This is a genomic window from Thalassospira sp. CH_XMU1458 (genome assembly GCF_037027205.1).
Lineage (GTDB): Bacteria > Pseudomonadota > Alphaproteobacteria > Rhodospirillales > Thalassospiraceae > Thalassospira > Thalassospira tepidiphila.
In genome coordinates, this window is sequence record NZ_JAYMDW010000002.1 from 351032 (window position 1) to 374854 (window position 23823).

At 53.9% G+C, this 23823-nt stretch carries 24 protein-coding genes and 2 tRNA genes; 13 read left to right on the forward strand and 13 right to left on the reverse strand.

The features are described from left to right. Positions 1 to 233: 233 nt before the first annotated feature. The 5 genes from WBY09_RS08970 to WBY09_RS08990 all read right to left on the reverse strand — a co-directional run bounded on the left by WBY09_RS08970 (position 234) and on the right by WBY09_RS08990 (position 2698). Positions 234 to 310: transfer RNA gene (locus WBY09_RS08970), tRNA-Asp, on the reverse strand. 244 nt (positions 311 to 554) lie between these two features. Further along, positions 555 to 631: transfer RNA gene (locus tag WBY09_RS08975), tRNA-Asp, on the reverse strand. A gap of 263 nt (positions 632 to 894) precedes the next feature. After that, a complete protein-coding gene (locus WBY09_RS08980) occupies positions 895 to 1449 on the reverse strand; it encodes a hypothetical protein (protein WP_008890967.1) in 555 nt (184 codons plus the stop codon). Then, a complete protein-coding gene (locus WBY09_RS08985) occupies positions 1446 to 1940 on the reverse strand; it encodes a response regulator (RefSeq protein WP_008890966.1) in 495 nt (164 codons plus the stop codon). The genes WBY09_RS08980 and WBY09_RS08985 overlap by 4 nt, the downstream gene beginning before the upstream one ends. 284 nt (positions 1941 to 2224) lie before the next feature. Next, complete coding sequence (locus WBY09_RS08990; protein WP_008890965.1) at positions 2225 to 2698, reverse strand: deoxycytidylate deaminase; 474 nt, start codon at positions 2696 to 2698, stop codon at positions 2225 to 2227. Between the two features lie 285 nt (positions 2699 to 2983). Here WBY09_RS08990 and pyk point away from each other — a divergent pair, with 285 nt between their 5' ends. From pyk to WBY09_RS09005, 3 genes are all read left to right on the forward strand, one after another. After that, positions 2984 to 4405 (forward strand): pyruvate kinase, encoded by a 1422-nt coding sequence (gene pyk, locus WBY09_RS08995; protein ID WP_197145140.1) that lies wholly within the window; start codon positions 2984 to 2986, stop codon positions 4403 to 4405. A gap of 363 nt (positions 4406 to 4768) precedes the next feature. After that, positions 4769 to 6295 (forward strand): DUF2336 domain-containing protein, encoded by a 1527-nt coding sequence (locus WBY09_RS09000; protein WP_197145139.1) that lies wholly within the window; start codon positions 4769 to 4771, stop codon positions 6293 to 6295. A gap of 5 nt (positions 6296 to 6300) precedes the next feature. Continuing rightward, the gene (locus tag WBY09_RS09005; protein WP_197145138.1) at positions 6301 to 7284 is read left to right on the forward strand and encodes a hypothetical protein; all 984 of its coding nucleotides are present in this window, start codon (positions 6301 to 6303) and stop codon (positions 7282 to 7284) included. Positions 7285 to 7327: 43 nt separating this feature from the next. On the opposite strand, the gene WBY09_RS09010 is transcribed toward WBY09_RS09005, so the two are convergent. From WBY09_RS09010 to WBY09_RS09020, 3 genes are all read right to left on the reverse strand, one after another. Next, the gene (locus WBY09_RS09010) at positions 7328 to 7642 is read right to left on the reverse strand and encodes a ribbon-helix-helix domain-containing protein (RefSeq protein WP_008890961.1); all 315 of its coding nucleotides are present in this window, start codon (positions 7640 to 7642) and stop codon (positions 7328 to 7330) included. Positions 7643 to 7760: 118 nt separating this feature from the next. Beyond that, positions 7761 to 8342 carry a DJ-1/PfpI family protein gene (locus WBY09_RS09015; protein ID WP_197145137.1) on the reverse strand — a complete coding sequence of 194 codons (582 nt, stop codon included), beginning with the start codon at positions 8340 to 8342 and terminating at the stop codon, positions 7761 to 7763. A gap of 198 nt (positions 8343 to 8540) precedes the next feature. Beyond that, positions 8541 to 9521: a mechanosensitive ion channel family protein gene (locus WBY09_RS09020; protein ID WP_197145136.1), complete on the reverse strand. Its 981-nt coding sequence runs from the start codon at positions 9519 to 9521 to the stop codon at positions 8541 to 8543. A 226-nt stretch (positions 9522 to 9747) separates the two neighbouring features. Between WBY09_RS09020 and WBY09_RS09025 the strand changes: the two genes are divergently transcribed. Next, the gene (locus WBY09_RS09025) at positions 9748 to 10647 is read left to right on the forward strand and encodes an OmpA family protein (RefSeq protein WP_197145135.1); all 900 of its coding nucleotides are present in this window, start codon (positions 9748 to 9750) and stop codon (positions 10645 to 10647) included. 170 nt (positions 10648 to 10817) lie between these two features. Next, entirely contained in the window at positions 10818 to 11471 is a 654-nt protein-coding gene (locus WBY09_RS09030) for a hypothetical protein (RefSeq protein ID WP_008890957.1), read from the forward strand. A gap of 94 nt (positions 11472 to 11565) precedes the next feature. Here WBY09_RS09030 and WBY09_RS09035 read toward each other — a convergent pair whose 3' ends face one another. Beyond that, positions 11566 to 11988, reverse strand: a complete 423-nt coding sequence (locus tag WBY09_RS09035; protein ID WP_197145134.1) for a CoA-binding protein — start codon at positions 11986 to 11988, stop codon at positions 11566 to 11568. 201 nt (positions 11989 to 12189) lie between these two features. Here WBY09_RS09035 and WBY09_RS09040 point away from each other — a divergent pair, with 201 nt between their 5' ends. Continuing rightward, on the forward strand, positions 12190 to 13068 hold the full coding sequence (locus WBY09_RS09040; protein ID WP_336232559.1) for a sulfite oxidase heme-binding subunit YedZ: 879 nt from the start codon (positions 12190 to 12192) through the stop codon (positions 13066 to 13068). Positions 13069 to 13149: 81 nt separating this feature from the next. Here WBY09_RS09040 and WBY09_RS09045 read toward each other — a convergent pair whose 3' ends face one another. The 3 genes from WBY09_RS09045 to WBY09_RS09055 form a co-directional block, all read right to left on the reverse strand. Beyond that, positions 13150 to 15120 (reverse strand): methyl-accepting chemotaxis protein, encoded by a 1971-nt coding sequence (locus tag WBY09_RS09045; RefSeq protein ID WP_197145132.1) that lies wholly within the window; start codon positions 15118 to 15120, stop codon positions 13150 to 13152. 242 nt (positions 15121 to 15362) lie between these two features. Beyond that, positions 15363 to 15992 carry a LysE family translocator gene (locus WBY09_RS09050; RefSeq protein WP_286791043.1) on the reverse strand — a complete coding sequence of 210 codons (630 nt, stop codon included), beginning with the start codon at positions 15990 to 15992 and terminating at the stop codon, positions 15363 to 15365. A 96-nt stretch (positions 15993 to 16088) separates the two neighbouring features. Continuing rightward, positions 16089 to 16883: an enoyl-CoA hydratase gene (locus WBY09_RS09055; protein WP_120224944.1), complete on the reverse strand. Its 795-nt coding sequence runs from the start codon at positions 16881 to 16883 to the stop codon at positions 16089 to 16091. Positions 16884 to 17064: 181 nt separating this feature from the next. Between WBY09_RS09055 and WBY09_RS09060 the strand changes: the two genes are divergently transcribed. From WBY09_RS09060 to rpsI, 5 genes are all read left to right on the forward strand, one after another. Then, complete coding sequence (locus WBY09_RS09060) at positions 17065 to 18048, forward strand: hypothetical protein (RefSeq protein ID WP_336232560.1); 984 nt, start codon at positions 17065 to 17067, stop codon at positions 18046 to 18048. Between the two features lie 253 nt (positions 18049 to 18301). Next, a complete protein-coding gene (locus WBY09_RS09065) occupies positions 18302 to 18589 on the forward strand; it encodes a hypothetical protein (RefSeq protein WP_197145129.1) in 288 nt (95 codons plus the stop codon). Positions 18590 to 18727: 138 nt separating this feature from the next. Beyond that, positions 18728 to 19168 (forward strand): PaaI family thioesterase, encoded by a 441-nt coding sequence (locus WBY09_RS09070; RefSeq protein WP_063090063.1) that lies wholly within the window; start codon positions 18728 to 18730, stop codon positions 19166 to 19168. Between the two features lie 155 nt (positions 19169 to 19323). Beyond that, the gene (rplM, locus tag WBY09_RS09075) at positions 19324 to 19791 is read left to right on the forward strand and encodes a 50S ribosomal protein L13 (protein WP_008890948.1); all 468 of its coding nucleotides are present in this window, start codon (positions 19324 to 19326) and stop codon (positions 19789 to 19791) included. Further along, the gene (gene rpsI, locus WBY09_RS09080) at positions 19791 to 20279 is read left to right on the forward strand and encodes a 30S ribosomal protein S9 (protein ID WP_008890947.1); all 489 of its coding nucleotides are present in this window, start codon (positions 19791 to 19793) and stop codon (positions 20277 to 20279) included. The genes rplM and rpsI overlap by 1 nt, the downstream gene beginning before the upstream one ends. Before the next feature lie 148 nt (positions 20280 to 20427). Here rpsI and WBY09_RS09085 read toward each other — a convergent pair whose 3' ends face one another. After that, positions 20428 to 21591: an alpha-hydroxy acid oxidase gene (locus tag WBY09_RS09085; protein WP_197145128.1), complete on the reverse strand. Its 1164-nt coding sequence runs from the start codon at positions 21589 to 21591 to the stop codon at positions 20428 to 20430. Positions 21592 to 21972: 381 nt separating this feature from the next. On the opposite strand from WBY09_RS09085, the gene WBY09_RS09090 reads away from it, so the two are divergent. Together WBY09_RS09090 and WBY09_RS09095 are read left to right on the forward strand one after the other, a co-directional pair. After that, the gene (locus tag WBY09_RS09090; RefSeq protein ID WP_336232561.1) at positions 21973 to 22869 is read left to right on the forward strand and encodes a GNAT family N-acetyltransferase; all 897 of its coding nucleotides are present in this window, start codon (positions 21973 to 21975) and stop codon (positions 22867 to 22869) included. A 77-nt stretch (positions 22870 to 22946) separates the two neighbouring features. After that, positions 22947 to 23819, forward strand: a complete 873-nt coding sequence (locus WBY09_RS09095) for a hypothetical protein (RefSeq protein WP_064780744.1) — start codon at positions 22947 to 22949, stop codon at positions 23817 to 23819. Positions 23820 to 23823: the final 4 nt, after the last annotated feature.

Sequence of the window (23823 nt, forward strand, 5' to 3'; positions counted from 1 at the left end):
GCGGTTTATATAAGGGGTAGTTCGGTCTGGCAAGGGCTTTTTTGCAAAAAAAAGGCGGACCGGAATTTTACCCTCCTGATCGTCCTTGGCAGTCTCGATGCGACCCCTGTTTCGCAGCGAAAAGCGGTCGATCCGGGGTGGGGCAGATGTGTAAAAAGCGAGTCAAAAACAAAAAAGCGCCAGCGAAAAATCGCGGCGCTTATTTTGTGCATCATTCCCAATCAGGGAGGGAATGGCGCGAGTGACGAGACTTGAACTCGCGGCCTCCGGCGTGACAGGCCGGCGCTCTAACCAACTGAGCTACACCCGCATGGCGTGGCGCGGTTTATATAAGGGGTAGTTCGGTCTGGCAAGGGCTTTTTTGCAAAAAAAAGGCGGACCGGAATTTTACCCTCCTGATCGTCCTTGGCAGTCTCGATGCGACCCCTGTTTCGCAGCGAAAAGCGGTCGATCCGGGGTGGGGCAGATGTGTAAAAAGCGAGTGAAAAACAAAAAAGCGCCAGCGAAAAAATCGCGGCGCTTATTTTGTACGTCATTCCCAATCAGGAAGGGAATGGCGCGAGTGACGAGACTTGAACTCGCGGCCTCCGGCGTGACAGGCCGGCGCTCTAACCAACTGAGCTACACCCGCATGGTGCGTGGCGCGGTTTTTAGCAGCCGCTCACAGGTGGTGCAAGCGCTTTTTTGCCATGATTTTTCAATTTTTAATCGCGTTCTTCCGGCGGTAGAAACCGACCCTGCATCGGGCACGTTAAAGTTCACCTGTCGGGCTTTGCGAAGGTGGGCAGGTGAGGGGAATATTTGGGATTGCTGGGCGCGCATAAGCACCGCCTGAGACTGCATCCTGAAATGCTACCCAGTAAGCGAGATCGTCTGCGGCCAAGAGATGTGGGGCTACTCGCGCGGTTCGGCGTAGCGTTCGGTCAGTTTGGTCAGGGCCGCGACAGTTGCCTGTTCAACGGTTGAGCCAAAACCGGTCACGCGGCCGGCCAGAATGACATAAAGCGAGTCGATGTGAAGCTGGATCACCAGCAGCTGTTTTTCGTTGGCGGTGGTGCGGTCGGCAACGAAGATTTCCATCGATTTTGCGATCTGGGTCATCAGGGGATACTGGAAGGTGCCGCCCAGGGCCTTGACCGAATAGGCAAGGTCATTTGCCGCGATGATGGCTTCTGGCCGCTTGGGCTTGTCGCGCAGGGCGTTGATTACCAGCTTGCGGCATTCCATCAGGTCCTTGCCGATGTCACGGACAAAGGTCTCGGAGCTGCGCTGTACAACCTGTTCGAGCTCTTCAAGCTGTTCAGGTGACAGGTTGATGTCAAATCCCTTGATGAAGTTGACAGCTTTGCGTTTCAGATCGGTCTGCGCAGGGATGATCTGCACATTCTTCTTTTTCTTAGGTTCTTCCGGCTTCACGATGGCTCCGCTTCCCCAGTCATAATGGGTCATTCGTCAAGGCTCCTACGATCAGGACCATCAAACTGGACCTGTCTGCGACGTCGGTCCGGGCCAAAATACGTTCCAGTGTTAATGAAACGTCTTGGTCGGGCGATGACCGAAACCAGACGGCTGTAAAGTGCCTTGGCGTTAAAGGGTTTGGCAAGAAATTCAGTAATCCCAAGGTCACGTGCCGTCGTCACATAACGCATCTCGGAATGTGCGGTCAGCATAATCACCGGAATGAACCGGTTTGGCGAATTGGTCGAATTGCGCATGACATCGAGGAATTCAAGGCCATCCATACCGCGCAAGCGCCATTCACAAATCACGATATCAATTTTTTCGGTGCGTAGTACGTCAAAGGCATTATTCGGCGATTTTACACGCTGTATATGACTGGCTCCGAGATAGGCGAGCGTGTCATAGACCACCTGAGCTGAAATCTTGTCCCCGTCAACGATCAGAAAACTAATCTTACTAAAGTCTATTTTCGCGTTCATCCGGCCTCGGTTCCTGAGCATCATCACGAAATGCGTCGCTGTTCAGGGGGATACAGCAGCAAATCTAACCAGTTGCTGATGTATAAACCCTTATACCTTTGTCTGGTTTCCAGCAAGGCCAAACCACTCTGTGTTCAGCCCGAAAATCTGACAAATACTGACCCCAAGCCAGTTGAAAAGTTAGAACAGACGACGTTTACGTCTTTTTGTTTTTGATGCTCGCGTCCGGTTTGAACACACCCAATATTGGGCCTTTTTTTTAATAGTAAAGAGGAAGATCTTTTTTATTTCATGGGCTTGGTGACGCCGTCGTCATCAATCACCTTAACGGCAACACCGGACTCCTCGAACATTTCGGTCGATATCTTCATATCCTGTTCCCAGCGTTCAAGAAAGTCCGGGGTTAGTTTTGACTTGTCGACATAGACCTCGGCGATGCCCGCCTGGATGATGGCGCGCGCGCAATCACAGCACGGAAAGTGCGTCACATAGAGGGCGCAGCCATCAAGCGATGTGCCGGTGTAACTGGCATTATAAATCGCATTGCGTTCGGCATGTTCGGTATAGGCGTATTTTTCCGGACGCTGATGGCGGCTTTCGACTTCGTCATCGACCCCGCGCGGAAACCCGTTATAGCCAACAGCACGAATTTCTTTTTTCGGGCCGATGACAACCGCACCGACCTGGGTGCTGCGGTCTTTTGACCAGTCTGCAATATGGGCTGCAAGTCCAAGAAAGCGGTGGTGCCATTTGCTCATGAAAAGGGTCCTGTCTGCGCCGTAAAATTGGTCTGTTGGGCATTCGTTTTTGACCGGCACGTTTCACCGGTACGGCTTCTTTAAAGAAGGTGCTTCTTGTAATTGTCCAGCGAAAAATCACATTTTTGTAAAGGCATTTAATGAAAAGTCCCTGTTCAAATAGGGGCTGATTGATTATTAAGGGGGTACCCCCAGAAAAGATCAGGACGCCTTTTCGTCTCGCCGCAGATGCAGGCCGAAGCGGGAAGGCTCACGTGTAAACCGAATAACAAGAGGTAGTAGCCGATGCGCCGTCAACGTAAGGCGAAGATCATCGCGACCCTGGGGCCGGCAAGTTCAAAGCCAGAAATCCTCGAGAAAATTGTGCAGACAGGTGTGGATGTGTTCCGCCTGAACTTCTCGCATGGGGAACACTCAGAACATCTGGCCCGTTTTGAAGCGATCCGTGTCGTCGAAGAAAAACTCGGCCGGCCGATCGGTATTTTGATGGATCTTCAAGGTCCGAAAATTCGTGTTGGTACCTTTGCCGACGGTGAAGTTGAACTCACCGCCGGTGATACGTTCAAATTCGATATGGACAAGAAGCCGGGCGACAACAAGCGTGTGTCGCTTCCGCATCCGGAAGTCTATGCAGCTATCAAGCCGGGTGCGAACCTGCTGCTTGATGATGGTAAGCTGCGCATGCGTGTCGAGAAATGCGACGACAAGTCGGCCGAATGTACCGTCATTACCGGTGGGCCGCTTTCCAACCGCAAGGGTGTCAACCTTCCGGATGTGATGTTGCCGCTCTCACCGCTGACCGAAAAGGACCGTGCCGATCTGGATTACGGTCTTGAGATGGGCGTTGATTTCGTGGCGCTGTCCTTTGTGCAACGTCCCGAAGACGTTGCCGAGGCCCGCAAGATCATTCAGGGCCGTGCAGCCATCGTTTCCAAACTGGAAAAGCCGCAGGCGATTGATCACCTTGATGAGATTGTCGATCTGTCGGACATGATCATGGTTGCCCGTGGTGACCTTGGTGTCGAATGCCCGCCGGAAGATGTGCCGATCCTGCAGAAACGTATCATCAAAGCGTGCCGCGAAGCCGGCAAGCCGGTGATCGTTGCGACCCAGATGCTTGACTCGATGGTGTCCAACCCGGCCCCGACCCGTGCCGAAGCATCCGACGTTGCGACCGCGATCTATGACGGTGCCGATGCGGTGATGCTGTCAGCCGAAAGTGCGGTCGGCAAATATCCGCTTGAAACCGTTTCGATCATGGACCGTATCCTACGCCGTGTGGAGCAGGATGAGCTTTATTACCGGATGCGTGACGCCAACCGCCCGGATCCGGAACATAACGCCCCGGATGCAATCAGTGCAGCCGCCCGTCAGGTGGCGACCACCATCGGGGCGAAGGCAGTTGTTAACTATACATCTTCCGGGTCGACGGCATTCCGTGCTGCACGTGAACGTCCGGAAGTGCCAATTCTTGGCCTGACCCCAAGGATTCAGACCGCACGTCGTCTGGCCTTGTGTTGGGGCGTGCATCCGGTCTTTACCCGCGATGCGACCAACTTTGCCGAAATGGTCGGAATCGCCACCGAAGTGGCAAAGCGTGAGGAATTTGCAGGACCGGGTGATTCGCTTGTTATCACCGCCGGTGTGCCGTTCGGAACGCCGGGTGCGACCAATATTCTGCGCATTGCATGGGTCGGCAATAATTAACGCAAGTGAGTGCGTGTAACGATTTTCGATGACGGGCGTCCTTTTGGGGCGCCCGTTTTCATTTGCGCAGATTGCCAGAAGTCCGTCGGCGCGCAGGTTTTTCGATGGCAATGGGCAGGAGGGGGCATAGACCCCTGTATCGTTAATGTTTTTTTGAGTCTTTGCGCCGATAGTCATTCTGTAATCAAGGCTCTGTCTGTTGATATGTGCCCTTGAGATTGGGTTATGAAAATTAGACGCCTTGTCTGGTTGTGTATCACTGTCAGTTTGGGTTAAGCTGTTCTGACAAAACACAAAAATAAGGCATCGCAACGTCGATGCCGATACGCCGCCAGGCACGGGACCAGGGGAATTACTGCGATAATGCTGAGTTGGATGTTCAATCGGCAGAAAAATGCGGGCGATGGGGGGCTTGATGATAAAGCCTCTGCCAAGCTGCGTGATCTGGCCGACACTGTTCGCACCATCGCACCTGAAACGTTTGGATCTGATACAGGTCGCGTTCAGGGTCGCGCGATTCCCCGCAGACATGTTTCCGAAAATAACGCCGATGCATCGGCCCTTGAACACGCAGCCCGTCTTTCGTCTGAATTGGACGCGCTGGACGATGCCGAGGATGTACCTGATTTTGACAGCGACGTGCGCATGGATGTGGCGCGCCGTCTGCGTCGGCATCTGACAGATTTGAGCCCGTCCGAAAGACTGGAAATGGTTGACGAGTTCGTTTCGGCGATTGCCAATATGGGCGACTGTTATCGCCCGCAGGTGATTGCGCTGATCGAACAGGAACTGGGTCATACCCCGTACATGACCCGTCAGGCGGCCAACCGTTTACGTCAGGATATTCAGGCGATTGGCCGGGTGTCGATTGCCGATTATATCGAGCTTCTGAGCGATTCCGACTTCCTTGATATCATGCGCGGGCGCGGTGAATTCATTCAAACCGCAGCCGAACGTGAACGCGCCGAGCTTGAGGCCGCCGCCAAGGCCCGCCTGATCGAGCAGCAGGCGGAAAAGGAAAAGGGCGGTTTGTTGAACCGGTTGCTGTCATCTGATGACGCGCCGCGGAACGTTGTGCCGATGACGCCGCATTTCGTTGAAAAGACAACAAAGTCAAAGGCGCCGGAGAACGATATCCTCGGTGGTCAGAACCGAATTTCGCGTCAGGCCCAGCGCCGCATTGCCCATTTCATCATGGCGTCCCTGTTTGACACGCTGGTCGAGCAGGGCCGGATGCGGACCGAGGTTGCCCGTGCGTTGCGCCAGTCGGTCCGTCAGAGGATTGAAAAGGCCCGTTTTGAAAACCGGGTGCTGATGCCGTCGCGTGATAGAGACATGGTTGTCGAGATCGCAGACAATGAAATGGTCGACAACGATGTCATTGAGGCAACAGATGCCAAGATGACGATTGACCAGTATGTGCTTGATGCCCTGTCGCGCAATGATGATGCGCTGGTGGTGCAGGCACTTGCCCATTACGCGCAAATCCGCGCCAACGCCGTTTCCAAAATTCTTGATTCCGGCAGTGCCCGGGCGATCACAGCCCTTGCATGGCGGGCAGGGATGACTGCACCTGCAGCAGTCGTCTTGCAGATCAGTAACGGTATCCCTGAATCGGCAATCGAAAGCCCGGCGGCCGGTGGTCGCTTTGCGATGGCAGCTGCCGATATGGATTGGTACATCGATTTCTTTAGCGACATGAAGCCTGTAGCTTCGCGCATGAAGGTCGAAAAAGAAAACGAACCTGCGCCGGCATCTGCACAGACGGCAAAGCCAAGCGGCAGGACCATGTCGCGCGGTCAGGGACTTCGACCGCGCAGCGGGCGCAACAGTGGCGGGCTCGAGGGGCTCGTCTCTGACAGGCGGTCCAAAGGTCTCAAAGAGGACTGAGTGCCATGAGCAGCAATCACGGCATCTCTTATGACGGGCTGAAACATGCCCTTACCATCAAGGAAAGCTATCTGTCTGGCGAGCCGCTTACCGTGACCGGGGCGGCCAAGCAGCAGCGTCTGTTGATGCCGGAACATTTGCTGAGCAACGACCTTGCCCTGATGCAATATGACGATCCACTGGCCCTTGCCGTGATCGCAACCAGGGATCCAGAAAGCCCGATGGCCTTGGCTGCTGCGATCCGTATGGGACCGCATGCCAAATGCAAGGAACTGATTACCGGGGTCTTTGAAGTCGTTTCCGAGGCAACCAAGCATGAACTGGTTGCCGATTGCGCCAAGCTTCTGACCAAGAACGCATTCAGCCCAGAAGCATTCCATCTTGTGCGCACACGCGCCTCCAATCACGTCGTGGAGATCCGCGAAGCCTATCGCCGGGCGATGGGGGATAACCTGCGCGCGTTGCTGGATGGCAAGATGGCCGCGCGCGAGTTTGTCGAGGAATTCATCGAACTGGCATCAAATGGCAACCTTAGGATTGATATCTATCGCCGTCTGGTGATGAAACTGATGCGCTCAGACGCAGTGCGTCCAAGTGTGAAATTCATGCTGCTGGAACGCCTTGATCGTTTCCCGCAGATGGTAAAGCTTCAGATCGTCAATGAAGTCAATTCGGCACCCGATACCCCGGAATACCAGACCCTGAAGCAGGAATTGCGCTGGATCTACGAGGCAAAACAGAAACAGCAGCTGCCACATGCCAAGCAAACGCCGATCAATGCATCGGGCAATGCTGATGCATCCGGGCCGCGTATTACGGCGGCTGATCTTGTTGGGCGGTCACAGATCGATTTCGGGGCGGCTACGGGCATGCATCGCCGCAACAGCATCATCAAACCGGCCGAGCCGACCTTGAAACGCAACGCGACGCCCAGCATCATGACCAGCGGCGGCTTCAGCACGCGCGAACTTTCTTCCTGGCTTAACTAGGGTTCAGGCCCTGAGCTTTGCTGCCGATGCGCTTGGCGTGTGGTTAGCTCAGCATCTGTGATGTCGCGGTATTTGCCGGGACATGAACATGCAGGCCAGCCTGTTTTTCCAGATATACGGTACAAATCACGCGCACAAGCGATGCGAAATTCGGGATGTCACCACGTTGGGCGACGACCTCGTCGTGGATTTTGCCGAGAAACTGCGGGGTGCTGAAACCTTCACCCGCGGCGATTTCATCAAGAATCTGCCAGAAACGCAGCTCCAGGCGCAGGCTTGTAACAACACCATTGATCCGCACAGACCGGCTGACAGACTGATAAAGTTCCGGGTCAGTTCCAGAATAAATCTGACACATTTGAACGCCCTTTCCTGTTTGTGCCGCTGTTACGAGATGTGCAGCGGTTTTCTTTTTGTTTGGCGCAATGGTCGATCAAATGGCGCCCAAACGCAATCACCGTTTGGGCGCCGATACATTACAAATTGATTTCAGTGCCAAGAACCTTGAGGAAAGCCGCCATCCATTTCGGATGTGCCGGCCAAGCCGGTGCGGTTACCAGATTGCCGTCGATGCAGGCATCATCAATGGCAATGTCGGCATAGGTCCCGCCACCAAGTTTGACTTCAGGTGCGCAGGCCGGATAGGCGGAAACCTTGCGACCCTTGATGATATCGGCTGCTGCAAGAAGTTGCGCACCATGGCAGACAGCAGCGATCGGTTTGTTGGCAGCATGGAAATCACGCACCAGACGAATGACATCTTCGTTCAGACGCAGATATTCCGGTGCACGACCGCCGGGGATGACTAGCGCGTCATAGTTTTCGGCTCGCGCCGCCGCAAAATCGGCATTCAGGGCAAAGTTGTGGCCGCGCTTTTCGCTATAGGTCTGATCACCTTCGAAATCATGGATAGCCGTTGCAACCGTATCGCCGGCATTCTTGTCCGGGCAAACGGCGTCGACATGATGTCCAACCGCAAGCAACGTCTGAAACGGCACCATGGTTTCGTAATCTTCGGCATAGTCGCCGGTGATCATCAGAATTTTTTTCGCAGACATGTTTTATCCTCCCGCTTGTTTTCATTTGCCGCCTTTGGGCAAGGGCAGGGAACTATACGCCTGATACAAGCTGGGCGGGTAACAGCGGGGTACTACGTGCGAGGAAGTTGACGTGGTGTACGTTGTAGCGTCTGTCACCCAAATAAAAAAGAGGCCCGTCTGGGCCTCTTTCGAAATGCGGTTCTGTGAAAAAGAAGATCAGCTTTTGGGTGCTGTCGGCTTTTTCGCAGCCGTGGTTTTGGTCGCCGTTTTCGATGCGGTCGACCGTGAACGGGTTGCCGGTTTCTTGGCTGCAGTTTTTGCCGCAGGTTTGGCGGCCGGCTTTGCAATGGATTTTGCGGTGCTTGCGGTTTCTGCACTTTCGATAACGTGCAGGTCGCGTTGTGGGAAGGGAATAGAGAAACCAGCCGCTTCGAGTTCCGTTTTCGATTTACGGGTCAGATCGAAGAAGGTCGGCCAGAATTCACTGGTTGCAACCCAGCCGCGTGCGGTCAGATCGACCGAGCTTTCGCCAAGGGTGGCGACAAAGCTCATCGGTTCCGGATCCTTCAGTACGCGTTCATCGGATGCGACAAGGTTTTTAAGAAATTCGAGGGCCGCATCAACATCGTCATCGTAGGAAATGCCAACCTTGATATCGAGGCGGCGGGTTGGGTTGCGCGAATAGTTTTTGATCGCGCTATTCCAGATTTGCGAGTTCGGCGCAGAAATAAACACACCATCCGGCGTTTTGAGCAAGGTGGTAAACAATGTTATTTCAACAACGGTGCCTGAAATCGAACCAGCTTCGATAAATTCATCGATTTTGAGCGGACGCAGGATAAGAATCATGACACCGGCGGCAATATTTGATAGTGTCCCCTGCAGGGCAAGACCGATTGCCAGACCAGCGGCACCGAGAACGGCGATGATGCTGGTTGTTTCAACGCCGAAGTTCGACAGAACGGCGACGATTACGAAAATCAAAATCACGTAACGTACAATGCTTGATGCAAGCGGCTTTAACGTCGCATCAACAAACTTTGTACTCTTTAGGGAATGGCGGACCAATGCAGCCGCCCGGCCGGCGACCCACCAGCCAACAATGAGTATCAGCACAGCGCCGAGCAAATCGAGGCCAAAGCCCAGTGCAAATCCTTTAAGCATTTCTGTGATGGTCGCTACATCGGTTTCGATCATTTGAACCTCGTCCGCTCCGTGTCATAATTGTGTTGATTGCCAACCATACTTCTGTATGAGAGGATTAGCATTACAGGTTTGAGTGCGCTTGAAAAGTAGGACGCCAACACCATTTTTTTTTAGATGGCTGGAACAAACCAGAATTCTGTTCGTTTAAGACCATAATTCCACCATCATTGGTGTTAAGTTATTAGCTGAAGAACAACCTTAATGACAGGGGTAAGACATGCAGATCAATCCGAAAATTCTTTGTGCTCTTGGTGGCGTTGCGCTTCTGAGTGCATGTAGCAGTGTGGACAACAGCGGCACCGCGGTACCTTACGGCGGTAACCCGTTCACCTACAGCAGCTCGGTCTCGTCTGCGCTCTCGTCCGAAGAGCCGACCACTGACTTCGGTAAAGCGCTTAAGGCCGAATATCTTGCATACGCACAGCGCGAAGCTGACGAATGGTATGACTTCTTCGATGCCGACTTCTTTGCGAAGAAAGCCGGTCGCGTAAGCGGTGACACCATCGTTCTTCCGGAAGATCCGGCAAACTGGCGCTTCTCTGATGAGGAAATTGCACAGAAACGCGCCGTCCGTGACGAACTTCTGGCCCTTCTTGATGACGGCAAGCGCGAAGCAATGCCGGCAACCGCAGCGATCGCACAGTCTCGCTTTGACTGCTGGGTCGAGGAAAGCGAAGAAGGCTGGCAGACCGAGCTGATCAGCCAGTGCTGGAAAGATTTCGAAGCTGCAATGTCTGAGCTGCGTGCAGAACAGCCGGCCGTTGTTGTAGCCCCGGTTGCCGCTGCTGAGCCGCGTCTGTTCACCATCTTCTTCGATTTTGACAGCGTTGCGATCACCCCGGTTTCCGAGCGTGTTCTTGATGCAGCTGCTGAGCAGTGGGCATCCTCGATGGGTGATATCACCGTCGTTGGTCACGCTGATGCCGCCGGTCCGGCAGCATACAACCTGCGTCTGTCCGAACGTCGTGCCGCAGCAGCCCTTGGCGAGCTGACCGGTCGCGGTGTGAAAGGCGACATGGTTTCGCAGGATGCTGTTGGTGAAGGCGATCTTCTGATCCCGACTCCGGATGGTGTTCGTGAGCCGCGTAACCGTCGTGTGACGATTTCTGTCGACTAATCACCGACATTTACCAAATCTTCGGCAACGAGGTGGTATAATGCCACCTCGTTGTTTTTCTATGTGGTTTTGACGATCTGGCGATTTTTCGCGGAAACAGGTGTTGAATTTGGGATTAATGTGAATAATCTCTGGATTGTATTCCTGATTTAAGTGAGAGGCGGGGACAAATGCTGAAGGCCATCAAGACGGTCTTTTCGCGGCGCTCGGGGGGCGTTGCTCTTGCAGTTGCTACACTGGCAGTTGCAACCATGTCGGTCTTGCCGACTGCGCGCGCGGCAGACAAAACACCGGTCGTTCCGTTTGAACGTTATTTCGCTGACTTGCGCGGCGACGGAAAGACCCTGCGTTTCAATGCGTTCTCCGGTGAAATTCCGGGCACGCGAATCAAGGAACTTCTGCGTTCTGGCCAGGTCATTGGGGATCGTATCCTGCTGGCAGAGGATGTCGCGGTTTATTTCCCGGATGGTTACATCGTCCAGTCGCAAACGAACTTTGCGAAATATGTGCCGAAGTACGGCGTGAAGCCGAGTGAGGTTTCTGGTCGTGACGATCTGGTTGAAAATCCGCGTTATGCCCTGATCAATCGTTTCGATGTTATTTTGGGTCGCGAATGCGCGCGCACCGAATATGCCAACGGATTTGCTGCCCTTCGCATCAAGCCGGATGGCGTAATGTCGCTGGTACTTGAAACAGCCGGTCACTTCGACACGATTGTTGATGAGCAAACCACGGCATACACCGTGACCAGTGCCGTGCAGCCGGTATTTATCGGCAACCAGGGCCTTGTCCCGGATCTGATTGCGCAGTGCGGGCTCAGCTAAGCTTTTCAAAGATATTTTGAAACGACAAAGGCACCGGATCATCCGGTGCCTTTTTTGTTGTCGTGATGCGATGGCGTCCTGTTGGACCGGTGCTTTAGGCCAGGCGCGGCAGTTCAATTGCCGGGCAGCGATCCATGACCGCGGTCATGCCGTTTGCCTTGGCCTTTGCGAAGGCCTCTGGATTGATCACGCCAAGCTGCATCCAGACCGACTTTGCGCCGATTGCGATGGCATCATCGACGACGCCAGCCGCGTCTTCGCTGTTACGGAAAATATCGACCATATCGACCGGATCGGCGATATCGGAAAGCTTTGCCACAACAGTCTGACCGTGAATGGTGCCACCAGCCTGACCTGGATTGACCGGAATAACTCTGTATCCCTGATCAAGCAGGAACTTCATCACCCGGTTTGACGGGCGTTCCGGCTTGGGGCTGGCGCCCACAAGCGCGATGGTCTTTGTCGTTTCCAGAAGCGCTTTGATTTCCGGATCGGTGGGATTTTGAAATTCGGCCATTTGGGTTCATCCACTTCGGGTGATCACTGTATATGATTGTTATATGAGTGGTGGCTTCCTGCAACTTTGATATGCGTCAGTAAGCTTATCATGGGCGTGCAAATGGCTGCCCTCGCGGAAAGTTGATGGCAATTTAAGTGACGGCGACCACCAAATGCTTTTTGACTGGGGGATCGGCGAAACCTGACAGGGTTATTTTGTATGTATCCATGGCTTGATCCATCCGGGCGGTTTTCCTTTTTCAAACTGGCTGTCTTTGTTGCACTTCTTGTGCCCGGCATCGTGTTGTTGTGGCCGGTCATTGCCGAGGGCGGGGCAACCATCCCGGTCAAGGAAGCCATTCTGCAAAGTGGTGAATGGACCATCCGGATATTACTGATCACGCTTCTGGTGACACCGCTTCGCCGCATAACCCGATTTTCTAAACTGGTACAGGTGCGCCGCCAAGTTGGTGTGGCTGCCTTTTGCTATGTGGTGATCCATTTTGGCCTGTATGCGATCAGCCAGAATCTTGATGTTGGCCGCATTGCCAGCGAGATCGTTTTGCGGATTTATCTGACAATCGGGTTTGTTGCCCTGATCGGGTTGGCGGTTTTGACCGCGACGTCCACCAAATCAGCGATGCGCAGACTGGGGGCCAAGTGGGGGCGCCTGCATAAACTGGTTTATCCGATTGCCGTGCTTGGCGTGGTGCATTTCTTTTTGCAGTCCAAGGTCGATGTCAGTGAAGCAACGCTGATGGCCGGGATGTTTGTTGGCCTGATGCTATATCGCTTTGCCCATTGGCGGGGATGGTCGCTTAGATCTACTGTGACTTTGTCTGTCATTGCGGTGATTGCCGGGTTGGCAACAGCCGGCATTGAATATGCCTGGTATGCCTTGGCGACCGGTATTCCGGCCGATCGCGTGGTTGCAGCCAATCTTGAATGGATGTGGCCGTTACGCCCGGCATGGAATGTGGTGTTGGCCGGTGTCGCGATCACTGTGATTTCTTTGTTCGGGCGAGATAAACCGGCACGGAGCTGGATTGCCCGGCTCGTTGGGAATAGCAGCGTCACCGCCGAGGCATCATCGCGTTAAGTGGCATAACCCGCAATGTCTGTGGTTTCGTGAAATTCCGGTCCACCGTCGGCTGACTGACAGTGGACCGGGTTGGTGTGATTATTCCGAGCGAATCTTGCTTAGGAAGTTGTTGGTTTCGCGGCGCAGATTGACCGAGTACTCCATCAGTTCATGGGCCGATTTCAGAACCGTATCGGCACTTTCGGTCGACCGGACAGCAGCCGCGCTGACCAAGCTGATGCTTTCGGTCACACCGCTGGTCCCGACAGAAGCATTTTCAACACTGCCGGAAATCTCCTGAGTCGCAGCGCCCTGTTCTTCGACTGCCGCCGCGATGGCGGATGCGCTTTCGTTAAGTTCACCGACAATATCGGTGATCTCGTTGATTGCGGTTGAGGACAGCTTGGTCGCGTTCTGGATACTTTCGATCTGCTCGGAAATTTCCTGTGTCGCGCGACTGGTTTGGGATGCGAGGTTTTTGACCTCGTTGGCGACAACCGCAAAGCCCTTGCCAGCTTCGCCAGCACGGGCGGCCTCGATCGTGGCATTCAGGGCCAGAAGGTTGGTCTGGGCCGCGATGTCGTTGATCAGGGCGATGACATCGCCAATACGTGCTGAGGCCTCGACAAGGCCATCCACCGTTTCGCGCGTGCTGGTTGCCTTGTTCGAGACATTGGCGGCTACCTCGCTTGAATGGTTGGCCTGACGGCTGATCTCCGTGATGGAGGCAGACAGTTCCTCGGACGAGGCGGCAACGGTCGCAACGTTGTTCGATGCATTTTGCGCGGCATCCATGCCGATCTTTGCCTGTTGGGTCGTTTCATCAGCCGTGCCGGACATGACGCGGGATGCGTCGTCCATTTCGCGTGCCGCGTTTTCAAGGCCGTCGATGATGGCCCCGACTGTATTTTCGAATTCATCGGCAAGCTTGCGACCGAGAGTCTTTTTCTCTTCCTCGTTTTTCCGACGCAGTTCTTGTTGTTCGGCCTCAAGGCTTTTCATGCGCTGTGCGTTGGTCTGGAAAATTGTGACCGCGCTGGCCATTTCGCCGATTTCGTCCTTTTGATCCTTTGCCGGGACTTCGGTGTCGAGTTCGCCGCCAGCGATCTTGTTCATGGCCACGGTCATGGCCCGGATCGGATGAGAGATCGACCGGTTGACGCTAAAGGCGATCAGTAGTGCGACCAGCAGGGTTACAATACTTACACCCAGTGACAGGGTGGTGGCGTCGTTGATCGCGCTTGCAAAGAAACTGCGATCAATGCCCATGACGACAATGCCAAGGTTCTGGCCGCTAAAATCCGTGATCGGGCGCGCCATCAGGGCCAGTTCGGTGCCCTCGGCATCCTGCGGGGCAAGGATCTGTTCGCCGTCACGAGCCGCGGCAAGTGTGGGCGATGCAATATCAAGGAAACCTTCGGGGAAGGTGGAGGCAAAGACTTCAAAGGTGCCGTCACGGTCAATCAGAAGGGCGGCATCGGTGTTGGAGTGTGCCTTGAAGTTTTCAAAGAAGGCCGGACCAAAGGATAATCCGAATTCAACCGAGCCGACATGCGTCCCATCGTTGAAAACAGGCGTGACACCGCGCATGCCAAGACCGGCAACACCGACTTCCAGGCCGCTGATGGGTTGTTGTTTTGTGTTGGTTTCAACCACTGTTTTGCGGAACGAAGACAAATCGTCACCGAATTTATCGAGCTTATGAACCCTAAGGAACGAGATCGCCGGGGCCTTATGGAACTGGAACTGACGCACGCCATGGTTTTCTTTGAGTTCAGCGAAGCCAGGGCCGAAAATATCGGCCAGCGTATCGCGGTCATCTTCCGCCATGGCTTTCTGGGCGGCGGGGATGGTTGCGGCAAAATCCGCCATCGCAAGCGCACGAGCGGCTTCCATGTCCAGCGCACTTCGCAACTTTTCGAAATTGACGCGCAGTTCGCGTTGTTCAGCACCTGCGACAATGTCACGTTCAATGGAAAGATTGATAAGCCCGATCACCAATGCCGTCGCAAAGGTTATAAAGATCATCGCGATACTTAGTCGCGGACCTATTTTCAAAGATTTCAGCATGTCCACACTTCCCCGCCTATCTATTGTTTTTCTTAGAAGAATTATAAATATTCATTCTTCTGAAGACTTGCGGAGATCATCTAAACTCAACTTTGAGTTTATGTGAATACCAAATAATACGGGTATTTATATATCTAAAGGTTATAATATTGCGGTAAATATAGGAAAACCTCCAACCAATCGCCTGAAGCAAATTTTTGACGATTGGAGGAGGCGACGGTCTTTTGGGCGGGGTGGGCTGCTTAGCCCGCTGCGCGGCGGGTGAGGGCGGTCAGCAATCCAGCACCAATCATCACCCCGCCTCCGATGCGTGTCAGGCGACGCAGGGCGGATGGGTGGCGGAACCGTTCACGCAGCGCACTTGCCATTACCGCCCAGATCGCAACGTTGATGGCGGCCAATATGACAAAGGTCGCGGTCATAATCGTAAACTGTGGCAAAAGCGGATCGCCAGCAGTCACGAACTGCGGCACAAAGGCGATGAAGAAAACGATGCCTTTGGGGTTCAGGGCGGTAACGATATAGGCCTGCAGGAACATGCGCGACGGACGGTTGCGTTTGGCATCCGGGTTGTCATGCAGGGCTTCGGGCTTTTCACGCCACATCTTGATACCAAGATAGATCAGATAGACCGCCCCAACGAGTTTGAGCACGGTAAACGCCTCGGCGGAGGCCGCGAGTAACGCACCAGCCCCGGCCAGCGAGATCGTCATTGCGGTGAGATCGCCCAGTGCAACCCCCGGAACCGTTGCCCATGCAGTTTGTTTACCCTTGCCCAAGGCATAGCTCACGACAAGCATGATGGTCGGGCCGGGGATGGCCAGAACCACAGCACAGGCAAAAGCAAAGGCAAGCCAGATTTCAAACGACATGGGGCGTACTCCGAAAAAGGTATCTGTTGACAGAATGCGTCATTCCGAAGGGTTTGCAAATACCATCATAAGGTAATCTGCCGGATATAGGGCAGTCTACTCGTGGCGCCAGCTCGGATGGCGCTTTTCGATAAAGGCGCCGATCCCTTCGCGGGCATCATGTTTTTGCATATTCGCCGTCATGACGTCGGATGCATAGGAATAGGCCTGCGACAGCGGCATTTCGAGCTGTTTGTAAAATGCCTGTTTGCCAAGCCGAACCGTCATGCCCGACCGGGCGGCAATCCCGGCGGCCAAGGCATTGGTGTGTTCTTCAAGTTCATCATCACCGACCACGTCTGACACCAGTCCCATGGCAAAGGCGGTTTCGGCATTGATCGGATCGCCGGTCAGAAGCATCCGCATGGCATGCTTGCGGGCAATGTTGCGGCTAAGTGCGACCATCGGGGTAGAGCAGAACAAGCCGATATTGACCCCCGGGGTGGCGAACTTGGCGCTGTTGGCGGCGACAGCCAGATCGCAACTGGCGACAAGCTGGCAACCGGCTGCTGTTGCCATGCCGCGCACACGCGCGATGACGGGTTGCGGCAGACTGACAATCGTCATCATCAGGTCGCTGCATTGTGTAAACAGGCTGGCATGCTGATCACACTCAGTGATGCCATTCATTTCCTTAAGGTCGTGCCCGGCACAAAAGACAGGCCCCTCGGCTGCCAGAATGACACATCTGACGGTGGTCTCCTTGGCGATCTTGTCAAAGGCGTCCTTAAGGGCCGTCATCATCGCCCCCGACAGGGCATTGCGGCGTTTGGGGTTGTTCATCGTCAGGGTGACAAAGCCGTCATTGTCTGTGCGTGTGACAAGCTCTGGCTCGGTTGTGGAAACGGTCATGGCGGGCCTCCCGGATGGCTGTATGTGTTTGACGTTTTTTGATTTTTAAAACACGGTATACCGTAGTAGAATTACACGCAAAGGGTTAGCGGCCTGTGCCAATAATAAAACCCTGGGGATGTGCCGAATGTTATTCTGTCTTTGCCTGATCAATAAAAATTAATTCGGCAAGTGGTTGTGCATGAGTAAAGATTTCCCAAATCGGCGGGGGCGGGCACCGGGGCGCTTTGTTCCGACCCGGACAGTCCGTGAGTCTGTGCGGCTGACGAAACCCGTGCGCGAAACGCCCATCAAGCGGTTTGACAGCAAGGACATGATGGAACGCGATCTTGAAAGATATCGCGCAGAGGCCCGTGCACGTCTTTTACAGAACGGCTTTGATATTCCAGCCTTTCTGATGCCCAAACCCAAGATCAATCCTGAAGACGAAGACGCCGGTGATGCCCCCGATCCTGTCATCGAGGAAGATCTGCGTCCTCCAGCCATGATCGGGCCAAAGCCAACCATGCCGGTTAAGAGTGAAAAGCGCGCTGATGTGAAAAATCCGGCTGCGGTTGCCGCGGCAAAGGTCAAACCTAATCGCCATGTCTATGTCCCGGACAAGGCAAGCGGGCTTGTTTCGATGTTCCTGCCAGACGATAGCCAGCTGAAATCTGGCGCATCAGACGCGGCCGGCGCAGGGGGCGGACAATTGGTGCGACCGCAGGATCTTGCAGCCCATGAAGCTGCCCAAAGGGCTGCCATCGACAAGGAACGTAGCGCCTATGACGACTATGTCGACAGCCTGAATGGCGGTAAGACATTGCTTGATCGGACTCGGGAAAAGGACAGCCAGGGCGGCGATGTCGGCAATGACATTGCAGGCCGGGTAGACGACCTGAAAGAGACCGAGGTTCGAAAGTCCCGCATCAATCTGCCAGATAGCGAAGACAACTGGGCCCTGCATGAAGACCTTGATGCCAAACGTCAGGCGATTTTGCAAAAGCAGGGAAAGTCGTCGGGATCTGCAAAAGGGCAATCATCGAAGGGGCCTAAACAGCCAGGTGAACCCTTGGGCTTTAACAAGATGATCGCGCGGTTGGCAGCCTACATGATTGCAGCGGTGGCTGTGGGCTATGTTCTGGTTCTGACGGTCAACGAATTTTCGGCAATTCTCGGCAGATAACACAGATAAAAAACTATTGCCGAACGATTGCCTTAATCTCCATATATTAGTGAGGAATTCGGTGGTTTGACGTCAGGGCTGTCTAGGCCTTGCGCGTTGCGCAACGATAAGAACAAGGTACGGGGAAGATAGAGCGAAATCATCCGAGGCGGGGGCCGCCGTGATCATGGCATGATGGAAAAGATGCCGGGATCAGGGCGAGATAACAGTTCACCCTGTTGCAGGAGGCAGCAACTGATGCTGTGAAGTCGCCATGATGTATGACGAAACCGGTCAGGAAGACCGTCAGCCTGTTTACTTGCCTGAGAACCGTTTTCACTGGGCATCCAACGACGAAGTCGACAAACCGCTGCGTGATCTTTCGCGTGGGCCTGTTCACACCCGGTTCAGGCAAAAATCCGATCAAGGGCCGGGTATGTCGCCCGGTGAGTGGATGCGTGAAAATTTGCCCGGGCTCGGCGCAACGGCGATTGTGGCAATCGTGATCTTGTGTGTTGTGGTGGCGATCTATACCGACGTGGCCGGGATTTTGACCCGCTAGTGGTTGGGGATCTGATGTCCCCTAAAAGCGGTCTGTGTATGCGCAAATTGTTGACGTTAACGTAAACGTTATGTCAGGCTATCTCCCTGAAACAAAAATGCTGCGTCAAAGCAGCTCCAGAGGGAGGCCATCCAAGCCATGAACAGTTCCGTGACCCGGACCGGTGTAACGCCAGCCGACTTTGATGCCATCATGCGCGAGAAGGTCCCGTTTGTCGGCGATATGGATGTCAGGACCGAAAGCCTTTCAGACGATACCGCAATCCTGCGTCTGCCATTCAAGGAACGCTATCTGCGTCCGGGCAATGTGGTGACCGGGCCTGCGATCTTTGCGCTGGCCGATATTGCACTGTATGCCGTGGCGTGGCTTGTGGTCCCCAAGGCGGATCTGGCGGTAACGACCGAGGCGACGGTTCATTTCCTGTCCGGGGCAAAGCCCGGAGATCTGATTGCAGAGGCCAAAATCCTGAAGGCGGGCAGGCGGCTTTTGATTGCCGAATGCCATATTCGATCTGCCGTTGATGACAGCCTTTGTGCGCATGTGATCGGGACTTATGCGATGCCGCCGGCCGAAAAATAGGCTAAATTTGTGTGGTAAAATAATACCTCAACCATTAAGTCATTGATTTAATGTGAAATATTCCTGTTGTTTTCCTGTTGGATGCTGGCATAATGCGCCGACTTTCAACGAGGGAACATTCCCTCCGTGGAACCCAGTTTTCGAGTATAGAAATAATGAAAACCTTCACTGCGACACCGAGCGACATCGAGCGCAAATGGTTCGTGGTCGACGCAGAAGACGTCGTCCTTGGCCGCCTTGCAGCCGTTGTTGCCAACCGTCTTCGTGGTAAACACAAAGCGATGTTTACCCCGCACATGGATTGTGGCGATCACATCGTCATCGTCAATGCCGAAAAAGTCAAACTGACTGGCCGTAAGCTTCAGAACAAGAAGTTCTACTGGCACACCGGTTACCCGGGCGGCATCAAAGAACGCACCATGGACAAGCTCCTGAACGGTGAGCATCCGGAACGCGTCATCATCAAAGCTGTTGAGCGTATGATGAGCCGTGGCCCGCTGCGCAGCCAGGTTCTTTCCAAACTGCACGTCTATGCTGGTACCGAGCATCCGCATGAAGCTCAGAAGCCGGAAGTCCTCGACGTAGCGGCTATGAACGAAAAGAATAAGCGGAGTGGCAAATAATGGCCGACACCAAAACTCTTGAAGATCTCAAGGATCTGGCACAGGGCGGCGAAGTTGCTGCTGCTGCAGAAGGCACCCTGCCGGAGCCGAAGATCGACGCACAGGGCCGTTCCTATGCAACCGGCCGTCGTAAGAACGCAATTGCACGCGTCTGGATCAAACCGGGCTCGGGTAAAGTCACCGTCAATGGCCGTGAGTTCGAAGACTACTTCGCACGTCCGGTTCTGCGCATGGTGATCAACCAGCCGTTCGGCGTAACCAATCGCAAAGATCAGTTCGACGTTGTTTGCACCGTTTCCGGTGGCGGTCTTTCCGGTCAGGCCGGTGCCGTTCGTCACGGTATTTCCCGTGCACTGACCATGTTCGAGCCGGCACTGCGTCCGTCACTCAAAGCTGGTGGGTTCCTCACCCGTGACTCGCGTGCTGTTGAACGTAAAAAATACGGTCGCGCCAAAGCTCGTCGTAGCTTCCAGTTCTCGAAACGTTAAGTCGTTTTCGGGCAACAGGCTCGCGATACTGTTTGGAAAAGCGTCACCCTCGGGTGGCGCTTTTTCTTTTTGCGAAAGCCAATAAGAAAGCGGCGTTCTCACATAGGAGAGCGCCGCTTTCTCTTTCGTATCAAGGCGTACCTGTTGCTTATTGCCAGCGGTCCGAGAAATCGCGCGGGATCATCAGGATGTCACGATCCACTTTGGTCACATCCGTATGCCCACACAGCGCCATGGACACTTCAAGCTCCTTTTGGATGAGCTCAAGCGTCTTGGTCACACCGGCTTCGCCCATCGCACCCAGACCATAAACATAAGCGCGCCCGATATAGGTGCCCTTTGCGCCAAGTGCCAAGGCTTTCAGCACGTCCTGGCCAGAGCGGATCCCGCTATCAAGGTGGACTTCGATCTTGTCACCAACGGCATCCATGATCGCCGGCAGGGCCCGGATTGAGGACAGGGCGCCATCAAGCTGGCGTCCGCCGTGGTTGGAAACGATGATGGCGTCTGCGCCGACATTCAGCGCCTCCAACGCATCGCGCGGATCAATGATCCCCTTGATGATCAGCGGCCCATCCCACATCTTGCGGAATTCGCGAATGCGATCCCAATCAAGGGATACATCGAATGCTTCGGCGGTCCAGGTGCTCAGCGATGACGCGTCGGCAACACCCTTGGCATGGCCGACAATGTTGCCAAAGAACCGCCGCTTGGTGCCGAGCATGCCAAGGCCCCATTGCACCTTGGTCATCATGTTTGTAACCGATTTGAAAGTCAGCTTCGGCGGGGCGGACAGGCCGTTTTTCAGATCCTTGTGGCGCTGTCCCAGCATCTGAAGATCGACTGTGATGACCGCGGCCGAACATTTGGCGGCTTTGGCGCGGTCAAACAGGCGCTTCATGAAGTCGTCGTCTTTCAGTGTGTAAACCTGTAGCCAGAACGGCTTGGATGTGTTTTCGGCGACATCCTCGATCGAGCAGATCGACATGGTCGATAGCGTGTAGGGGACGCCGAATTTCTCTGCCGCACGCGCAGCCTTGATCTCGCCATCCGCACTTTGCATGCCAGTCAGTCCGACCGGGGCAAGGGCGACGGGCATGGAAACATCCTGACCGATCATCTGGCTTTTGGTGGAACGACCGGCCATGTCGATTGCGACCCGCTGACGCAGGTGAATTTCCTGAAAATCGGTAGTGTTTTCACGGAATGTCTGCTCGGTCCAGCTTCCGGATTCTGCGTAATCGTAAAACATGCGCGGTGTGCGCCGTTTATAGATGCGTTTCAGGTCTTCGACGCAGGTAATCACTGGCATGAGGTCAACTCCGAATAAAATGTGCCTTGTATTGGTAATACCACTTTCCGAGGTTGTCGCAAACCGAATTGAAAATCAGCTTTTGAGTTGCTGTTTTCGGATGCCGGATTCAGACCGATGTTGTTGGCACCAAAGAATTTTAAAAAGAGGGATCGAAAATTCGGAAGGTTGTGATATTAACAAATCTCTGACGCGATAATTTTTTGAATTTAAGGTGTGATCCAATGGTTGGAACGATGCGACGAGTTTTCAAAACATAACTGTTTGAACCTCTGTTGGATAACCTTGCGATATGTGAAGGGCCGCTAATGGAGCGGTCTTTTTTTATGCCAATTTGAAAGTTTGGCACTTACCTGAAGCCCAAAGAAAGGGACCCCCGATATGCAGTACAGAAAGCTGCACGATGCCGATTTTGATGCCGCAAACGCATTTCTTGCCAATCATGCAGCGACCTGCATGGTGCTGCGCGGGAACCTGCGAACTGCCGGTATCGAACGACGTCGTCACCCGCTTTCTGGCAACTGGTTTGGGGAAGTGACCCCGGATGGCAGCATCAGCGCGATTGTCGCGCAATTTGGCAATGGCAATGTCTTTGTCGAGGCCGGCGGTCAGAAGGCTATCCCAAAGGAACTGACGGCGGCGTTTGTTGCAGACCCGCTGAAACCGGTTGCAGGTGTGTTTGGTGATGCTGATACGGCGCAGGATATGCTCTGCCAACTGGGGCTTGAGGACGCGCCCTATGCGATCAATGCATCGGATGTGCTTTACGAGCTTGATCTTGCCAACCTGATCGTGCCGCAAAACGCCCGCGCCGATGATTTTCAGATGGTTGATGCGGAAAAGATTGACCGCAATACATTGCTGCGCTGGTTGCGCGCCTATGAGATCGAGGCACTTGGCGCGGAAGACACACCAAGCCTTGATAGCAAAATCGCTTCACGCCTTGTCCATGCACTGGATGCCCGGACGATGTGGGGCCTGATTGTCGACGGCAAGGCGGTGTCGCTATCCGGCTTTAACGCAACCTTGCCTGATATGGTTCAAGTCGGCTCCGTCTGGACTCCGCCCGAGGAACGCTCCAACGGTTATGCTCGTATCCTGGTTGCCAAAACGCTTCTGGCAGTGCGGGCGCGGGGCGTTAAACGTGCTATTCTGTCAACCGACAGCGAAGCGGCGGCGAAAGCCTATGAAGCGCTTGGGTTTAAGAAGGTCGGGCGGTATCGGTTGGCGATATTAAGTAAACCGTCTGTCGTTCATATGGAGGATTGTACACTGTGAGATGGCTTCTTGCTGTAAGTGTAAGTTAAGCCTTTTGTGATTATGGTGGGCTAAATTTCAAGAGGTTTGAGGTAAAGATGAGCTCCAACGGTAACCTGAAAATCCGCGTATCCTGGTACGATGAGAGTCAGAAGCCCTTCTTGGACGAGTTGGACGATAAGGTTTTCGAGCCTTGGGATGTCAGCTTCAACGCCAAGAGCGATCTGTTGGAGTTGGATCTTTTCCGAAAGCTTCTTAAAGAAAATCCGTTTGAAACCGAAGACGATCTTGTGGGCGTGTTTTCCTGGAAGTTTCTAAGGAAGTCAGGAGTTCCTTATGATCATCTTATGGCAGAGATCGCGAAAGCCCGACGTAAGGAAGTCGACGCCATCATCCTTAATCCTGCGATTGCCAATAACGCTTTGTTTGCCAACGGCTTGGAGCAAGCGATTGCATGCGGGCATGGTGGTTTCAAGGTTGTTTTTCCGAAGCTTGAGCTTGGGCAAATAACCAAATCGCTGTTGCCTGTAGACACCTTCTGTATGTCTTCGTACATCATCGCTAATCGCGCATTTTGGTGTGATTTGGTGCGCTTCCTTGACTTGTATTTGGATATCGCTGACCGTCTGGCGAAGACCGACGAAGAGTTCAAGAAGGTCTATTTTGCAAGTGCTGGTTACCATCGGAACCGCAAATTTGATCATCGACCATTTATGATTGAGCGATTGGTTCAGCTATTCCTGAATACACGAATGTATAACGTTCATTATTTGCATCCCACGGAGAATTGGTTGGGCAACAAATTCGGGGACAAGGCCGAAATTGTGGACAAGTTATACCACCTCAAGCGAGTGTCGCTAAATAACAGCCTTTTGCTCAAGGAATGGATGCAAGTACGACATCCGATTGTTTCAGATTGGCCGAAATTGACAGAGTTTTTCCATCTCGACGATCCGAAAATAGAAATGTGAATGG